15 protein-coding genes and 1 pseudogene are annotated in these 16,863 nt (G+C 47.6%); 7 read left to right on the plus strand and 9 right to left on the minus strand.

What is annotated here, in order from left to right; all coding sequences use genetic code 11:
• The 4 genes and pseudogenes from VIM72_RS00885 to VIM72_RS32355 all read left to right on the plus strand — a co-directional run.
• Positions 1–2,593 (plus strand): SusC/RagA family TonB-linked outer membrane protein (locus VIM72_RS00885; RefSeq protein WP_332000983.1); only part of this gene is annotated, 2,593 nt, incomplete at its 5' end.
• A 19-nt stretch (positions 2,594–2,612) separates the two neighbouring features.
• Positions 2,613–4,001, plus strand: a complete 1,389-nt coding sequence (locus tag VIM72_RS00890; RefSeq protein WP_332000984.1) for a RagB/SusD family nutrient uptake outer membrane protein — start codon at positions 2,613–2,615, stop codon at positions 3,999–4,001.
• A 12-nt stretch (positions 4,002–4,013) separates the two neighbouring features.
• Positions 4,014–5,048 (plus strand): TlpA disulfide reductase family protein, encoded by a 1,035-nt coding sequence (locus VIM72_RS00895; protein WP_332000985.1) that lies wholly within the window; start codon positions 4,014–4,016, stop codon positions 5,046–5,048.
• 1,002 nt (positions 5,049–6,050) lie between these two features.
• Positions 6,051–6,482 (plus strand): annotated as a pseudogene (locus tag VIM72_RS32355) (TlpA family protein disulfide reductase); the annotation flags it as partial.
• A gap of 67 nt (positions 6,483–6,549) precedes the next feature.
• Here the strand turns inward: VIM72_RS32355 and VIM72_RS00905 are convergent.
• The 7 genes from VIM72_RS00905 to VIM72_RS00935 form a co-directional block, all read right to left on the minus strand.
• Positions 6,550–7,320: a DUF1223 domain-containing protein gene (locus tag VIM72_RS00905; protein WP_332000987.1), complete on the minus strand. Its 771-nt coding sequence runs from the start codon at positions 7,318–7,320 to the stop codon at positions 6,550–6,552.
• 120 nt (positions 7,321–7,440) lie between these two features.
• Entirely contained in the window at positions 7,441–8,202 is a 762-nt protein-coding gene (locus VIM72_RS00910; protein WP_332000988.1) for a LytTR family DNA-binding domain-containing protein, read from the minus strand.
• Positions 8,183–9,127, minus strand: coding sequence for a sensor histidine kinase (locus VIM72_RS00915; RefSeq protein ID WP_332000989.1), 945 nt, complete (start codon positions 9,125–9,127; stop codon positions 8,183–8,185). Before VIM72_RS00915 ends, VIM72_RS00910 begins: the two co-directional genes overlap by 20 nt.
• Before the next feature lie 156 nt (positions 9,128–9,283).
• Positions 9,284–9,721, minus strand: a complete 438-nt coding sequence (locus tag VIM72_RS00920; RefSeq protein WP_332000990.1) for a hypothetical protein — start codon at positions 9,719–9,721, stop codon at positions 9,284–9,286.
• Positions 9,722–9,754: 33 nt separating this feature from the next.
• Entirely contained in the window at positions 9,755–10,711 is a 957-nt protein-coding gene (locus VIM72_RS00925; RefSeq protein ID WP_332000991.1) for a heme-binding domain-containing protein, read from the minus strand.
• 28 nt (positions 10,712–10,739) lie between these two features.
• Positions 10,740–11,780: an alpha/beta hydrolase gene (locus VIM72_RS00930; RefSeq protein ID WP_332000992.1), complete on the minus strand. Its 1,041-nt coding sequence runs from the start codon at positions 11,778–11,780 to the stop codon at positions 10,740–10,742.
• Between the two features lie 260 nt (positions 11,781–12,040).
• Positions 12,041–12,703, minus strand: a complete 663-nt coding sequence (locus VIM72_RS00935) for an RNA polymerase sigma factor (RefSeq protein WP_332000993.1) — start codon at positions 12,701–12,703, stop codon at positions 12,041–12,043.
• A 110-nt stretch (positions 12,704–12,813) separates the two neighbouring features.
• On the opposite strand from VIM72_RS00935, the gene VIM72_RS00940 reads away from it, so the two are divergent.
• Positions 12,814–13,185 (plus strand): hypothetical protein, encoded by a 372-nt coding sequence (locus VIM72_RS00940; RefSeq protein WP_332000994.1) that lies wholly within the window; start codon positions 12,814–12,816, stop codon positions 13,183–13,185.
• Positions 13,186–13,221: 36 nt separating this feature from the next.
• On the opposite strand, the gene VIM72_RS00945 is transcribed toward VIM72_RS00940, so the two are convergent.
• A complete protein-coding gene (locus VIM72_RS00945) occupies positions 13,222–14,007 on the minus strand; it encodes an AraC family transcriptional regulator (protein WP_332000995.1) in 786 nt (261 codons plus the stop codon).
• Between the two features lie 233 nt (positions 14,008–14,240).
• Between VIM72_RS00945 and VIM72_RS00950 the strand changes: the two genes are divergently transcribed.
• Positions 14,241–14,840: a Crp/Fnr family transcriptional regulator gene (locus VIM72_RS00950; protein ID WP_332000996.1), complete on the plus strand. Its 600-nt coding sequence runs from the start codon at positions 14,241–14,243 to the stop codon at positions 14,838–14,840.
• 90 nt (positions 14,841–14,930) lie between these two features.
• Positions 14,931–15,719 carry a sterol desaturase family protein gene (locus VIM72_RS00955; RefSeq protein ID WP_332000997.1) on the plus strand — a complete coding sequence of 263 codons (789 nt, stop codon included), beginning with the start codon at positions 14,931–14,933 and terminating at the stop codon, positions 15,717–15,719.
• Positions 15,720–15,776: 57 nt separating this feature from the next.
• On the opposite strand, the gene VIM72_RS00960 is transcribed toward VIM72_RS00955, so the two are convergent.
• The gene (locus VIM72_RS00960; RefSeq protein WP_332000998.1) at positions 15,777–16,859 is read right to left on the minus strand and encodes an efflux RND transporter periplasmic adaptor subunit; all 1,083 of its coding nucleotides are present in this window, start codon (positions 16,857–16,859) and stop codon (positions 15,777–15,779) included.
• Positions 16,860–16,863 lie beyond the last annotated feature (4 nt).

Raw genomic sequence — 16,863 nt, forward strand, 5'->3', positions numbered from 1 at the left:
AACCATACAGGACCAGCCCGTTGGCAATGTGATCAACGCTTTGCAGGGCCGGATGGCCGGTGTGGAAGTATCCCAGTCGAACGGGTTACCCGGTTCCGGAACTTCCATCAAAATACGCGGGCAATATTCCATCAATAGCGGGGTGGAACCGCTGTATGTGGTAGATGGTGTTCCATTCAATTTCAGCCTGAGCGTTTACCAGTCAGGCGCCAATGGCACGGTGAACCCACTGAACAGCTTAAATCCCGGCGACATTGAGAGCATCGATGTGCTGAAAGACGGAGATGCCACCGCCATTTATGGCGCCAGGGGAGGAAACGGCGTTATATTGATCACTACTAAAAAAGGGAAAGCCGGTAAAACCAGGCTGGATCTTAATGTGAACTCCGGTATCGGCACAGTAGGTAATAAAATTAAAATGCTGAATGGAGAACAGTATCTGGCATTGCGCAAAGAAGCCTTTGCCAATGATAAAGTAACTCCTACTACCGCCAATGCGCCTGATCTGACCACCTGGAGCCAGACGAAGTTCAGAAACTGGCAGGACGACCTGTTGGGCGGCACCGCACACTATACCGATGCACAGGGAACCCTGAGCGGAGGTAATGAAGATACCCATTTTGCTTTCAGTAGCGGCTACCACCGGGAAGGAACGGTTTTCCCGGGAAGCTTTGCAGAAGACAGGATCTCAGCAAGACTTAACGTGGATCACACTTCAAAAGACAAAAGGTTTTATGCGTTAATATCCGCTGCTTATTCATACGATAAAAATAATCTGCCAACAAGGGATCTGAGCAGCTATTATAACCTGGCTCCTAACTATGACCCCTATACGGCTTCCGGCGCTTTCAATTTCTCACCCCTTATACAGTATAATCCATATGCCCTGCTGGCGCAGAAATACAATGCAGCAACGGCCAATCTCATTGGCAATATGAACCTGAGATACCGGATACTGCCCGGATTGAGCGTAAAAGCAAGCCTGGGCTATACTTCTCTGAATTTTGATCAGAATATGCAAACCCCTGCATCAACGGTAAACCCCACCTACAATGCAGTGATCAGCAGCGCCGTGTTTGGAGCTACGGCGGCAAGATCTTACATTGCAGAGCCCCAGCTGGAATACATAAAAGATCTTGGAAAGGGGCACCTGACCGCTTTACTGGGAACTACTTTTCAATCCAATACCAGTATTACCAATACCACATTCGGTACCAACTACAGCAACGATGCGTTGTTAGGCAGTATGGCCGCCGCAGGAACTCTTTCTGCCAGAACTTCCTACGACAATTATAAATTCACCTCCGTTTTTGGAAGAGTTACCTACAACTGGCTGGGAAAATATATCCTGAACGCCACTATGAGAAGAGACGGGTCTTCCCGTTTCGGATTGAATAATCAATTTGGCAATTTCGGCGCCATCGGCGCAGCATGGGTGTTTTCAGAAGAGCAGTTTGTGAAAGAACATCTTTCCTTCCTGAGCTTTGGTAAATTACGTGGAAGCTATGGGGTTACAGGTAATGACCAGATAGCCAACTATCAGAACCTTTCCACTTACGCTGCCAGCGGATCTACCGGCGGTTACCAGGGAACAACGGTGCAAAATCCGTCAAGACTGGCCAACCCTGACATACAATGGGAAAGTAATAAGAAAGCAGAACTGGCGCTGGAACTGGGCTTCCTGAAAGACAGGATACAGTTTTCCGCCGCGGCTTACCGCAATAGAGTCGGCAACCAATTGTTGTATATTTCAACACCCGGACAGGTGGGCTTTACCAGCTATCTCGGCAACTTCCCCGCTACTATACAGGCACAGGGACTGGAATTTGAACTGAATACGAAGAATATCGAAAGAAATGATTTCAGGTGGTCTACTTCATTCAATTTTACGATCAACCGTTCCAAAATTACCAAATTTGATAACCTTGCCAGTTTAAGCTTCTACGCCAACCAGTTTATGGTAGGTTACCCGGTACCATTCAGCCGGCAGTATATTTTTAACGGGATAGATCCTGCCACCGGGATGATTACCTACCAGACAGCTAATGCCAATGGCATTCCATCTTACCTGGTAGATCAGCAGCCAACGCCTATAGGCAATCCTTACTATGGAGGGCTGAACAATACCTTCACGTACAAACGGTTTGAGCTCGGCTTCTTCTTCCAGTTCAAACATCAGAATGGTTATACCAACAGCGTAACCGGGTCGCTCGGTTCCTTAAACAACCAGAACACCACCACGCTGGACCACTGGAAGCAAAAGGGCGACAATACGCAATTTGGCGCTCCTACCGCTAATTCCAGCAACCCGGCTTACAATGCTTACAGTTTCTATTATAACAGCTCCACCGCGTTCTTTGGCGATGCTTCCTGGCTGAAACTGAAAAATGTGAACCTGGCTTATAATTTCCCGAAAAGCTGGATCGCTGCTGCTAAACTCTCCAACCTGAGGGTATATGGACAGGCGCAGAATCTCTTCTCAATATCGAAATTCAAAAATGCGTTCGATCCGGAGATGGGAGCAGGACAGGGAGGCGGACCGGGAATGCCGGCGCTGCGCACTATTGTTTTTGGTCTGAATGCTTCTTTTTAAAACTAAAATCAACATCGACATGAAATTATTCTCCATAAATACGATCTGCCGGGTTTTAATACCGGGTATGTTGCTCACCACTGCTTCCTGTAAAAAATTTATAGAGGTAGATGTGCCCATTGACCAGGTAAGTTCTGATAAGGCGTTTCTGAATGATGCCACCGCACTTAGTTCTGTGCTGGGCTTATACGCCAACAATAACATGCTGCCTAACAGCGGAAACCTGGAAAACTCTTTCCTGGGCGCTGCCACTTCCCTGGGCGGGGCTGCTGCGGATGATATTTACCTGAGCTCCTCCACTTACCTGGATGAGTTCAAAACCAATACCATCACGGTGGGCAGCGGGTATGTAAATAATACCTGGAACTCCGCCTACGCGGTTATTTTTGCTGCCAACTCCGCTATTGAAGGACTGAATGCTTCTACGGGCGTATCTGCCGGCGTGAAACAGCAACTGCTGGGAGAATCCTATTTTATGCGCGCCTTCATTTACTTTTATCTCACTAACCTGTATGGTGATGTGCCCATGGTAACCAGTACTGTTAACAGTGTAAACTTAACATTGCCACGGGCGCCACAGGCCGACATTTACCAGCTCATCATCAGTGATCTGAAAACAGCCCAGGCGAACCTGGCAGACGCGTATCCGTCTGCACAACGCGCGAGGGCCAACAAAGCCGTAGCAGCGGCGCTTCTTGCCCGTGTGTACCTGTATACCAAAGACTACGCAAATGCGGAAACGCAGGCTACCTCTGTGATCACCAATGGCAGCTACAAACTGGAAAGCCTCGACACTACTTTCCTCAATACCAGCAATGAAGTGATCTGGCAGCGTTATACCTTTTATGGCTACACCGTTTTCGGGCTCAACTTTGTTCCTTCCGGTACAAGTCCCAACTACGTGCTTTATCCTTCACTGGCAGCGGGCTTTGAACCAGGCGATGCGCGTATGGACAAATGGATGAAACCCCTCCCCATAGGCAGTGTTACCTACTACTATCCCAATAAGTACAAACTGCGTAACGCTACCGCGGGCAATGAATATAACGTGCTGCTTCGCCTGGCAGAACAATACCTGATCCGTGCAGAAGCCAGGGCACAACAGGGTAAGATAACCGGCGCAGGTAGCGCTGCGGAAGACCTGAACATGGTAAGAACGCGTGCAGGATTACCTGGCACTACTGCTGCCAGTCAGAGCGCCATGTTGCTCGCTATCGAAAATGAACGCGCGCATGAACTGTTCGCTGAATTGGGCCATCGCTGGTTCGATTTGAAAAGGACGAACAGGGCTACCGCTGTGCTGGGCCCACAAAAGCCTACCTGGAAGGCCACCGCTGTTTTATTCCCGGTGCCGGCCAACCAGATCCTGTATAATAAAAATCTTACTCAGAACGAAGGTTACAAATAAAATACACCAACCATGCTTACAAAGTTAAACAGGCAAATACGTTTGCTGATAGCTGTCATTTGCTGTGCTGCCGGAGCACAGGCACAGCAACCCGGAGGGAAAGTTAAAATGCTTGGCGAGGCTGCGCCTTCTCTTTATATCGCTAACTGGATAAAAGGAGATAAGGTCACAGCATTCGAAAAAGGTAAAGTATATGTGGTTGAGTTCTGGGCCACCTGGTGCAAACCCTGTATTGCCGGGATGCCCCACCTGTCGGAGCTTGCGGAAAAGTATAAAAAGGACGTGACGGTCCTGGGAGTGAGTGTGCACGAACGCAAGGAAACCACGCTGCCGCTGATAGAAAAATTCGTGGCAGGAATGGGGGAGAAGATGAACTACAATGTAGCCACAGACCAGGATAACCAGATGTGGGAAAATTGGATGCAAGCCTATGGCGAAAGGGGAATCCCGTATTCGTTTGTGGTAGATCGGCAGGGAAGAGTGGCCTGGGCCGGCGCGCCCAAAAACCTGGATAAGGTGCTCCCCCCGGTAATTGCAGGTACCTGGGATATTAAAGACGCAGCGGAAAAAAGAAAGGAATGGCAACGGCTTTCTGTGATAGACAATGACATCGTACCCATAATGAATCCTTTTATGGGCAACCCGGGAAATTCTGTAGGCGCATTGAAAAAAATTGACAGCATCCTTGCTGAAAACCCGGGGCTCAAATATTATCCCCGTGTAGGTCACTTTACTTTTTATGCCTTGCTGAAAACAAATCCCGAAAAGGCGGTTGAATTTGGGAAAGAATGGCTCAAAGCCAACGACTATCCTTCTTTTTCAACCGTTACAGATGCGGTAACAGGAAAGAACAACCTTCCCGCCTCCGCTTACATTTTAGCAGCGGAGTGCTACCAGGAGCAGCTTGAGCGTTATCCCTGGAGTATGGATTTTCCCGCTACCTACAAAAAAATGGCGGAGCTGTATACCAAGGCTGGCGATAAAGACAAAGCAGCAGAAATGCTGAAAAAGGCAGATACCCCTGCAGAAGAAAAAACCGGTCATTAATTTAAATCTTAGAAAATGAAATACCTGAAAATATGGCCGCTGTTGCTCCTCCTGGTAACAACAGTAGCCTTTTCGCAACAGCGCCGGGAGATCGATCCCAGGCTGGCCGCGTTGCTGGATCAGAAAGATTCCGTTCTGCTGAAAGACAGCCTGGAAACACTCTCCAAAAGCGATGTGGAGGAAGATCTGAACCTGTTGGTGTCTTATTATAATACTAAACAGGATCAGCATAACAGGGATGCCATTTCCCGGATTGCCATACAAAAATTCCCTGATGGTTTCGCTGCGTTCAGCAAAGCTTTGGGAGAGATCTATGATGAAACCAATGCAGTGAAGAACGAGGAGAGATACCAGCAGTTTGTAGCCAGGTTTGGAGCAAACCCCAAACTGAAAGGACATTTCTTTTTTGATGCTGCCAGGTATTATGTAGCGGTTTCTTTCAGAGACAACCCGGCTCAACTCATGAAATACCTGAATATGATCCGGGATACCGTTTATAAAACAAAGGCATTTTCCTATGCGGCCAGGGAAACCTATGGCAGAAAGGAATACGTGTTGGCAGAAAGCCTGATTAAAAAATCCATCGCCGATGAAATGCGGAGATCAGATGAAAGATCGGCGGACTACTACACTTATGCCAGGCAATATGCAGCGATCCTGTATGCCAATAAAAAGTATCAGGAGGGATTGAAATATGCCCGGCAGGTATATGCCAGGGAGGATAAAAAAGACGCTGTATTTAACGACACTTATTTAAACCTGTTGGTGGCCAACAAACAGTTTACCGAAGCTTATCCTTTAATGGTACAAAGCGTCAAAGAAGGACGAGCTTCGCAGGAAGTAAAGAAGCAGTTTAAAAATGCTTATATCGCTGTAAAAGGCAGTGATCAGGGGTTTGCCGGTTATGAGCAGTCGCTCTACAGGGAACTGAAAGAAAAGATCAGCGCCGACCTGGCAAAAAAAATGGTGAAGGAACCTGCTTATAATTTTTCTGTAAAAGATGTAAATGGAAAAACGGTATCACTCTCCGATTACAAAGGGAAAACAGTGATCCTCGATTTCTGGGCTACCTGGTGCGGCCCCTGCAAAGGTTCATTCCCCCATATGCAGGCAGCGGTGAATAAATTCAGGGATGATACCAGCGTGGTATTTCTTTTCATCCATACCTGGGAAACAGACGCCGATCCGGTAAAGAGTGCCGCTGACTATCTCCGTACCAACAAATACACCTTTAACCTGTTGATGGATTTAAAAGATCCGGCCACCAAAACAAACAATGCCGCTACAGGATACAAGCTGAAAGGCATTCCTGCAAAGTTTGTTATTGATAAAAACGGGATGATCCGATTCCGTTCTCTCGGAGGATCGTCTGCCGGTAATGATGCTTTTGTGGAAGAGATGAGCCTGATGATTGACCTGGCGAAACAGGAGTAACAAAAAAGGGTAGCTCAAAATCACTTTTGAGCTACCCTTGTTTTTTTATGCAGATGACCGGCAGTTGTTATATAGAAGCCCTTGCCGCAGCACTGATAACACCTGTGGCAGGATTTTGCAGCATACCGATCAGTTCCCATTCCTTTGTATTAAACCCATCCGGAAGATTAATTTCAGCCGTGCCTTGTTTGCCATCCCGCAGTTTAAACGCCCGCAGATCCCGCACTACCTGCACATGAGAAAGTGTGCGTCCTTCGTTTTCACCTTTTTCTACTTTACTTACCGCATGTTTTTGTACAACAGCAATGAGTAACTGGCTGTTGCCGGTATTACCTGTTACTACGTAAGCAAGATTTGCTTTACCAGCTTGCAGCTGCGCCTTTATACCCAGGGTGGCAGTTGCACCATTGCCAAGTGCATCGTTGACAGCATTGCTTACAGCAGCTTCATCGGAGCCTATGCACGATGTTTGCCCGTTAATCACCAGTTGTGGTGTATACACCTGGCTGGGCAATTGCTGGCTGTACTGGTATTGGCGTTTTGAATACTGGGGCTGGCTGAATACATCTTTCCAGCCAAGCCGGTTCCAGTAGTCCACATGATAGGCCAATACATAAATGGGTTTATTTCCCGCTTCCTCCTGTATGCGCGCTAACAGGGCATCTGCGGGAGGACAGCTGGAACATCCTTCTGAAGTGAACAGTTCGAGCAAGGCAAACCCATTGCCATTATTAACGTGGGCTTGTTTTCTGGAAGCGCTAACCCGGTTAGCGAATACGGCGGAAAAGAGTGTGATTACGATGGCGGCGCCTATTGCAGGCATTATTACTTGTTTCATGTCTTTTGAATTTTATTTTATTCAAAAGTACCGGCTGTTATTGGTCCGGGTAAGCAGAAAAGCCTTCAACCGGGCATTTTTGGCGCTCAACCGCGACAAAACAGCCGGGAGAAAATGATGTCATCGGTCTTCCATCCAGCTAAGAAAGCTATGTGATTTTTCCTTATTAACGAGGAGCTTATCGGGTGTTTCAATCACCAGCTTCACGAGCAGCTTACGCAGGAAATAAGGCTCTACTTCCTTGATGGCTTTGAAATTAACCAGGTACTGGCGGTTCAGCCGGAAGAATTGCGTGGAAGAAACGGATTGCGTTACCTGGTCCAGCGACTGGTTCACGTTATACTGTTGCTTATCAAAACACATGATCCATGTGGCATCGTGGCGAACGTAGAAGAAAGCAATATCCTCAATACTAACCGTTTTGTATTTCTGGTTTTTGAAAACGAGAAAGCTGGTCTTACCGCTTGGCGGACTTAATTTTGAAAGCAGGTTACCCAGGTCGGGAATGGCTTTCTGCTGGAAGAAATTTTTCAGCTCATCCACTTTCCGCAGTGCATCCTGTATATCCTGTTTGGAGAAAGGTTTCAGCACATAGTCCACCCCATTGCTTTTGAACGCTTCCAGTGAATATTCATCATAAGCCGTGCAGAATACAACGGGACAGGTAATTTTTACCTGTTTGAATATTTCAAAGCAAAGGCCATCTGCCAGCTGTATATCCATAAATATAAGATCGGGCACAGGCCCTTCCGAAAGCGCGGCAACCGTGCTTTCCACGCTTTGGTACTGGCCGGTGATCTTGTCTCCTGGCTTCAGGCCCAGTATAATATTTTCGAGCGACCGGGCTGTTTTGAGCTCGTCTTCAACGATGATGATGTTCATGGATCAGCGGCAATTTGATTTGAAAAGTTTTTTCGTTGGCAACAATCTCGATATGCTGTTGCAGCAGGTGTTGGTATCTCAGGTCAATATTTTTAAGTCCTACACCCAGGGAATTTTGTTCCCCCGTTTTCTGCTGTACCTGGTTTTCTACAATGATTTTATCATTTTCTTCATAGATCCTGATATGCAGCGGTTTTTCAAGGGAAACGATATTGTGCTTAATACAGTTTTCCACCAGCAGCTGCAGGGTGAAAGGAGGTATCAGTGTTTCCAGCAATTGATCACTGAGCGTGCTTGTAAAAGTAAAGCCATCCCCAAAGCGCGCTTTCTGAAGGAAAAGGTAAGCGTTGAGGATATCCATTTCTTCGCGGACATGGATCAGGTCCAGCTTCCGGCTTTCGAGTGTAAAGCGGTAGAAGTTGGATAGTTTGATGATAAAATCAACCGCTTCCTGTTCCCCGCTTTCCACCATTGCTTTTAATGTATTCAGGCTGTTAAACAGGAAATGCGGGTTTACCTGCTGCTTCAGCAACTCGTACTGGGCGCTGAGGTTATCACTTTTAATACGTTCCAGTTCCATTGTTACATGCTGGTTCTCGTAGTTTTGCTGGAGCAGGTGCAGGAACATATAGAATACGAGGTTGATGAGGATACCTCTTACTTCTACCATCAGCATCACTGGTCCAAAATTGATATGGGACAGGATCAACTGCTGGATATATGCAAGCCCGAGCATTACTACCAACCCAAACAGCAGGCTGCTCAGCAGTTTTGAATACGAGATGCTTTGTTTACGTGGCGTATCGGTTGGGCGCGACAGCATATAAATATTGAAATACCACATCAGTATCGCAAAAGTGGCGGTTATGCCCGCATTCACCGCTGCTTCCGCCAAATGGAAATGATGTTCGGCAATTTGAGGCACAGAAGAAAGTAGCCCTAAACCGATGGAACTAACCCATATGGTTGCCTGAGATATCTTAAAACCTGGTTTTTTCATCTGTATAAATCAATCTACTGGTAATAAAAATATTTCATTTTTATATTTCTATCAGGAAAAGTTAATCGTGGGGATTAGTTATCAAGGGAAAACAGAGGGCCTGTGGGAAAATATATAACCGATCCGGATAGCAGGTATTGCTTCTGTTCCTTTATCGCGGCGGCGTTCCAGCCGGTAGATCAGCTGTTCCGGCGCATCTGCGGTTGTGGTGATTGTTTCAATACTTTGAACAGCGCCGTTGATATAACTGCCATACCAATATTTATTATCCGCCTGTTTGAAGGTAACGAGTTTGAATATTTCGCCGGGAACATGCGTTTTGTAGCCACCCAGGGCGCATGTTTCAGCGGCCGTATTACCAAACAGCACGCTCATGGTTTGTTGCTGCCTGTTGGCAAATGAAGTGATCACCTGCAGGTCGCCGGCATTGAATATTTCCCGTGTATGCGCCGGGGCCGGCGCCGGCTGGTTACAGGCGCCCGCAACAGTGATGAAGAAAAGTAAGAGAAAATTTTTCATGCCATTTGTTTTGATGAATGAGGTGAGAAGCAGTTATTGCAGTTCATTATTGGGCAATGGAAGATTGAATACATAATCGTTTGCACTGGCAATTTTATGGCAGTTAAAACAGGTGGTATTGAACATGGGCGTAGCGCCGTATGGCTTGAGCGCTGTACCGTTGAATTTTGCAAAGCCCCAGCCTTTACTGTCTGCGAACCGCTTGTTATCTTTCGTCATGATCTGCACACTGTTCAACGATCCCGGCAGGATGTCCCCGTTCTTTTCTTCAATACTGTTCCACACTACCTTCACAATGGTACTACCTTCCGGAAAAGGATTGATCCGGTTTTCTTTGATGGCTTTCGCAGCAATGTCATTGCCATATACCACGCGTATGCTGTGATTGTCGAACCGGTTGGTGGTGCTGATCACCTGCCATTTCCTGAAATCCGGCGTGTATGCCACACCGTTAGCAGCTACCGGGTTCCCGGTTGCAGCCGCAGACTTTTCCCTGAATTGCCTGAGTTCTTTATCCGCCTGCTGTATCAGGATGGTATCGTGGTACACTGCAGGGCTGAGGCCATTCACATATTTTTTCAGCGTGCTGATATCCTTTTCAGTGAGCCTGGCTTGCGGATGGGTAGCAGCATAAGTGCCCAATGGCATTTTGCCTGTCAGTACCATGTTCACCATTTCCCAGAGGAAGCCCTGCTGGCTTGCAGGAGAAAGCGTGTCCCAGGTAGAGAAGTTAAATCTTGATCTGGCTTCTTTTATATCGGCAGATACCAGCCAGGAAACCGGCGCAATTTTATCGTACCAGCTAAGTCTTGATTCGTTGGAGTGGCAGTCGTAACACGCGCGCCGGAGAATGCCCAGCACTTCGTCCGGGGCTTGAATCGGAGCTGTTACAGGATGATTCTGTACCGGCTGCCCTATAAATTGCATGGCTGTGATCACCAATACAATGAGCGCTGTTATTATTCCTGTTTTCCGGGTAACTATCTTCATACATCAGTTTTTTAATAGGGAGGAAATATTACCGGGCATAGCTGTTGGCTTCTATGATAGCGCGGGAAAATGCTTCCGGCGCTTCCTGCGGGAGGTTATGACCGGCTCCTTTGATAACGTGATGCACGTGTTTACCGGTAAACCTGTGTGCGAAAGCGGAACCATCTCCGGCGGGAACCACGCCATCGGCATCGCCGTCGAGTGTAACCGATGGCACGCTGATAGAAGGCGCCGCAGCCAGTTTATTTTCAATGGCGTCATATTGTGCTTCGCCTGCTTCGATGCTGAGCCGCCAACGATAGTTGTGAAGCACAATGGCAATATAGTCCGGGTTCTTAAAGGAAGCGGCAGACACGTTGTAGGTAGCGTCATCAAAGTTCCATTGCGGTGAAACATTTCTCCAGATCAGTTTATTGAAATCGTACCAGTTGGTAGTATAACCCAGTTTACCACGATCGGTGGCAAAATAGTACTGGTACCACCAGCCCAGTTCTGCTTTGGGAGGTAATGGTTGTTTGTTCCTTTCCAGGTTGTTGATAAGATAACCATTTACAGATACCATCGCTTTACAGCGTTCCGGCCATAAAGCCGCAATGATATTGGCGGTGCGCGCACCCCAGTCGAACCCGCCAAAGATGGCTTTTTTGATATCCAATGCGTCCATAAGCGCCATGATATCGGCGGCTACTGCTGCCTGCTGGCCATTGCGGAATGTTTGGTCTGATAAGAACCTGGTAGTACCATGGCCCCGCAAATGAGGCACTATTACCCGGTAGCCTTCGGCAGCCAGTATGGCGGATACCTTAGCATAGCTATGGATATCATAAGGCCAGCCATGAAGCAGGATAACGGGTTGTCCGTTTACCGGTCCGGCTTCCGCATAACCCACATCCAGCAGCCCGGCCTTTACCTGCTTTATGTTATCAAAAGAGGGCAGCGCCCCTGAGGATCGTTGATGATCTCCACCTTTTGAAGCCAATACCTGCAGGGGGGATAGTTTTGTTGCCGCTAAGGTTAAAGCGGCCATGCTGAGAAAGCGTCTGCGGTTAAAATTTCGGGTGTTTTCCATGATTCTTTCCTGTGATGCTTTTGTGCAACAGGGCAGAACGAAAGTAGCCCGGGAAGGCCGCAATGGAAACCTGTTTTGGGGTGAACCAGACAAAAAGAGGGGTGATTTAGACAGATGAGCCACCGGGAATTACCGGATATTGTATGGATACTGCCTGGTTAACCTATATATAAACCTTATGTAAGGCTTATATACGCCGTATATAACCCGTATCTATAAGGTATGGGTTATTGTTTTTTTATGTGCAGGTATTCTTACTGTTATCCCTGCGTATTACTCCCTCCATCTATTCCCAACCGCTGTAAAACATTACGGGTAACCCGGTCGCAGCGACTTAAATGAAAATGATAAACATGATCTTTCATATAAGCGCTTAAATCGGCCCGGAGCATGGCCTTAGCCCGGTTCAGGCGTACCTTCACATTGTTTTCCTCAATGGTAAGGGCCACGGCTGTTTCTTTTACAGACATTTCCTCGATTTCGCGCAGCACAAAAACCAGCCTGTATTTTTCCGGGAGCCGGGTAATGGCTTCTTCCAGTATCTGGCTCAATTCCTTGTTTGCTAAATCCCTGGCCGGGGTTTTCATATCTGTATATTTATCTGGTGATAGTGGACTGGTAAATGTGTTCCTGCTTTTCCGTTTTAATTCATAGCACTCGTTGAGCATGATGCGCGTAAGCCAGGTACCGAGGGAAGCACGGAACCCAAATTGCGATAGGTGACTGTAGGCGTTGATATACGTGTTCTGCATGGCATCCTCGGCAGCTGCATCATCTTCCAGTACAGACATGCCGATCCGGTAAAGACGTTGGTTATACCGGCTGATAATCACGCGGAATAGGTTATGCTCACCTGCCAGTATCCTTGCAATTGCTTCCTGATCGGAAACCAGGTTTACTATTTCTTCCTTTTGTGCTGTCATGTTAATTAGATGAAATAACCGGTGAAAGGTTACAAGAAAAATAAAGGATATATTTTTTGTAACCTTTCTGTGCCCTGCGGCTCTAACCATCATACTAAAACATATGTATCATGGCAACTATCCAACAGCTTCAAAAAACCTTACGCTTTACCTTCGGTGTTGTGCCCATTGTAGCCGGGCTGGACAAATTCACTAACCTGCTTACTCACTGGGAAAACTACCTGGGCAGCAATGCTGCTATGATCCCCTTCGCCGCCGCTACTTTCATGAAAATTGTGGGGATCATTGAAATTGCCGCCGGCGTACTGGTACTGGTGCGCCCCCTGGCAGGCGCCTACGTGGTAATGGCCTGGCTCATCTGTATTGCACTGCAGTTGCTTGTTGCCGGGCAATACTTTGATGTAGCGGTCCGTGACCTTGTGATGGCCGTAGGCGCTTATACACTGGCACAGCTGACAAAGATCAACGCACAACATTCCTGATGAACAGGGTAACCGGCAGCAGCGCCGGTTACCCTGCTACGGCTTCCTGAAATCGGTAGGCCGGGCATGTACGAATTCATGGAATGTATCACTAAAAGAATTGATAGAGCTGTAACCCACCGCGAAGGCTATTTCGCTGACAGGCTTGCTTGTTTTCAGGATCATTTCAATGGCCCTTATCATTCTTATGGTTTTAAGGTATTGCAGGAACGAGATCTTCAGATTCGATTGAAATAACCGCGAGAGGGAGCGTTCCCCGATATTGAATTGTTTGCTTACACTGCCCAGTGTAAGCCGCTTCCCGATATTTCTTTCGAGGTAGTCAGTAATATCCTGCATCTGCTCATTGTTGGTAGCAGGAAGTACAATGGGTTGCGATTTCCTGCCTTTCTCCGGCAGCATCTTTTTCAATGCTACCAGGAATTCAAAGTTATAATCTTTGCTTCCCACATGCCGGCCGTCCCAGCGTTCCGTGTAATTGATCATCTGGATCAGCAGCTCACTGGCCGGGTAAATTCCCAGTTGACTGTAAAAAGGATCTGCTGCATCATCGTGCGCATAAAAATAAAGTGATCGCAGTACCGTGGCCTTGTGCCCGATCCGTAATATATGCCACATGCCGGCCGGAATCCAGAAGTAATGCCTGGCGGGCACCACATATGTAAGATGCTCCATCGTAATATAGGCGATTCCTCCCTCCACATAGCTTAACTGCCCCTTGTTGTGACGGTGAAGGGGGATCAGTTTTTCCGATTTTTCATGCATCACAAAAACGGAATTCCTCTTTTTTTCTATTTCCGGCAATGAAGCAATTAAGCCCATAGAATTGTTTGTTTATGTAAAATAATAAGGTAGCAGTACAAAAATAGCTTTTGTCCGGAATGATGAAAATATTGACTATTACGGTGAAATCAACTATGGATTGCTGTGATCATTTTGCCCCCCGGAGTATTATGAAACAGCAACCGCCTTTTTTAGCAGGAGTATTTTTCGCGGGTGGGAATTTTGTTGCCATCGGACAGGAAATAACCTAAATTAGCGCCTGTATAAATTATATGAGCGCATCATCCATCACTACTTTACAACAGCTGTTATTTGACCTGGCAGGCGTGCTGCCGGCAGATACGGCTCCTTTGTTTGCCATGACGCGGCAGGTACAACTGGGAGCCAACGAAACGTATATCCGTGAGGGTGATACAGAGCGCCGGCTCGCCTACATTGAGCAAGGCGTTATGCGGGCATATATCGTTAAGCCTAACGGCGACGAAGCTACGCTTTTTCTACGCTGGGAAAAGCAGTTCATTGCTTCCCATGATACCATTATAAACAGGAAGCCTTCCCGTTTTATTTACCGAACACTGGAACCTGTTACACTACTGGAAATCGACTACGATGTACTGGAGGAAGTGCTGAAAACGCATCCTGAATACGAGCCTTTACGCAACTTTTTCCTGATGCGTATGCTCTCGGAATCTCTCAATATGCTGGAAGCCTTTGTAACGCTGTCGCCGGAAGAGCGGTACCGCAACCTGCTTGCTGAACGTTTCGACCTTGTAAACCGCGTACCTGATAAGTATATTGCTTCTATGCTGGGTATCACCCCTGTTTCGTTGAGCCGTATCCGTAAGCGGATGCTTGATAAGGGAAAGGGATAAATTATCTTTTGTTAATGCACGAAATTATCTTTTGTTAACCATGCCTGCCATCCCGGTTTTCTAATTTTGGGAGATAAATTTCCCAGCGATATGGAACCAATCATTGAAGCAACAGTGAAGATCTTTAGTATGGCAGCCCTCCGGTATTTTGTACTGGCCGGCATTCCCTTCCTCTTATTTTACAGCCTGTTGCCCGCCAGGTTTAAACATTTTAAGATCCAGCAACGGCTGGCCTCGAAGAAGGATTTTCTACGGGAGATCTGGTACTCTATGCAAAGCACACTGGTATTCACCGGGATCACTATTATACTGCTGTTCACCCCTGTGCGGCAGTATACCATGATCTACACCCATATCCACGATTTCCCTTTATGGTATATTGGCGTGAGCCTGGTATTGAGCCTGGTGATCCACGACACTTATTTCTACTGGATGCATCGTTTGCTGCATCATAAGCTTTTATTTAAACGCGCGCACCTGGTGCATCACCAGAGCATCAATCCTTCGCCGTGGACCTCCTATAGTTTCCATGTCCTGGAAGCTGTGGCGGAAGGGGGCGTGCTGGTGGTGATCTGTGCTGTAATGCCCATGCATCCGCTCACTATATTATTGTTCACTGTATCGGGCTTTATCATCAATGTATACGGCCACCTCGGGTATGAGCTGATGCCAAGGAAGTTCAGGTATAGCTGGTTGTTTGAAGTAGTGAACACTTCTGTTCATCACAACCTGCATCATAAAAAGTTCCGCGGGAATTATGGGTTGTATTTCAGGGTTTGGGACCGGGTGATGGGCACCGAGCACCCGGATTATGTGAAGGAGTATGACCAGCTGCAGGAGCGGAGGTTCGGGCATAAACAGGTTTACGCACGACAATAGTGAAAAAAAGGATGCCCGTCGCAGGCAACCGGGAAGTTGTTTGCGACGGACTACCGCTTATTTCAGTATCCATAGGCCGGTGCTGCCAGGTTTTCTTTCATCGGTTGCTTTTTTCAGCAGGGTATCGCCGGCAGACAGGTTGCCAAATATTTCAACACCGGCATCCAGGGTCATACCCTGGCGTACATCCACCCACTCCGCCTTTCCTTCGTGCACCCTGATCACAAATCTTTTTTCCTGCGTGGTGGCTACCGCGGCAAACGGTACAATGAAAGAGGAGCCGCCCCGTTCCAGGCTGAGTTTTACATAGGCAAAGGAGCCGGCTTTGAGCAGGTGATCACTGTTATCTACCTGGAACTCCCACAACTCTGTACGGGTGCCGGGATCAATAGTTTCGGATTTACGGGTTAGCGTGGCTTTGAAATATTGGGTAGGGTAGGCGTCTACACGGAAGCTGATGTTTTTTGTAAGACTTGCAGTGGCCGTGTATATCTCGGGAACGGCTGCACGAAGACGCAGGATGCGGTTATTCTGAACGGTGAGCAGCATGGCGCTGGTTCCAACCAGCGCACCCGGATCGGCGGTACGCGCGGTAATAACGCCATCAAAGGGTGCGGTAATATAAAGATATCCTGATACCGCTTTATTAGCCTGTGATTGTTTGGCAGCCGCGAGATAAGAGGCGCTGTCGGCCAGCATCAGGTTGCGGCTGCGCTCAAGATCGGCCGGGGCTACAATACCGGGCGTTTTTGCCTGTGAGGCCCTGTAAAGCCTTTCATAATGATCCTTGCTGGACGCCCACTTCGCTTTGGCCGATTGTAACACTGCTTCAGATTCCGCCAGCCTGCTGTTTATTTCCGGCGCTTCAATCACCGCCAGCGTTTGTCCTTTCTTTACCCGGTCGCCAAGATCTACATTCATACTGCGCACAAAGCCCTGTACTTTGGCAAACAAAGCCGCGGTTTCATAAGGCGCCAGCTCGGCAGGCAGTTCTATGGTTTTCTTCGCAGTATCTTGTTTCAGGATGAATACCGGCACCGTATCGGCTGCGGCGCTGCTATTTGTATGTTCCGGCTGCCTGGAGGTATTATCACAGGCTGCCAACGTAAGCACCAGACTTATAATCGCGATGGATCGCATATGA

Source organism: Chitinophaga sp. (assembly GCF_036569185.1).
Lineage (GTDB): Bacteria > Bacteroidota > Bacteroidia > Chitinophagales > Chitinophagaceae > Chitinophaga.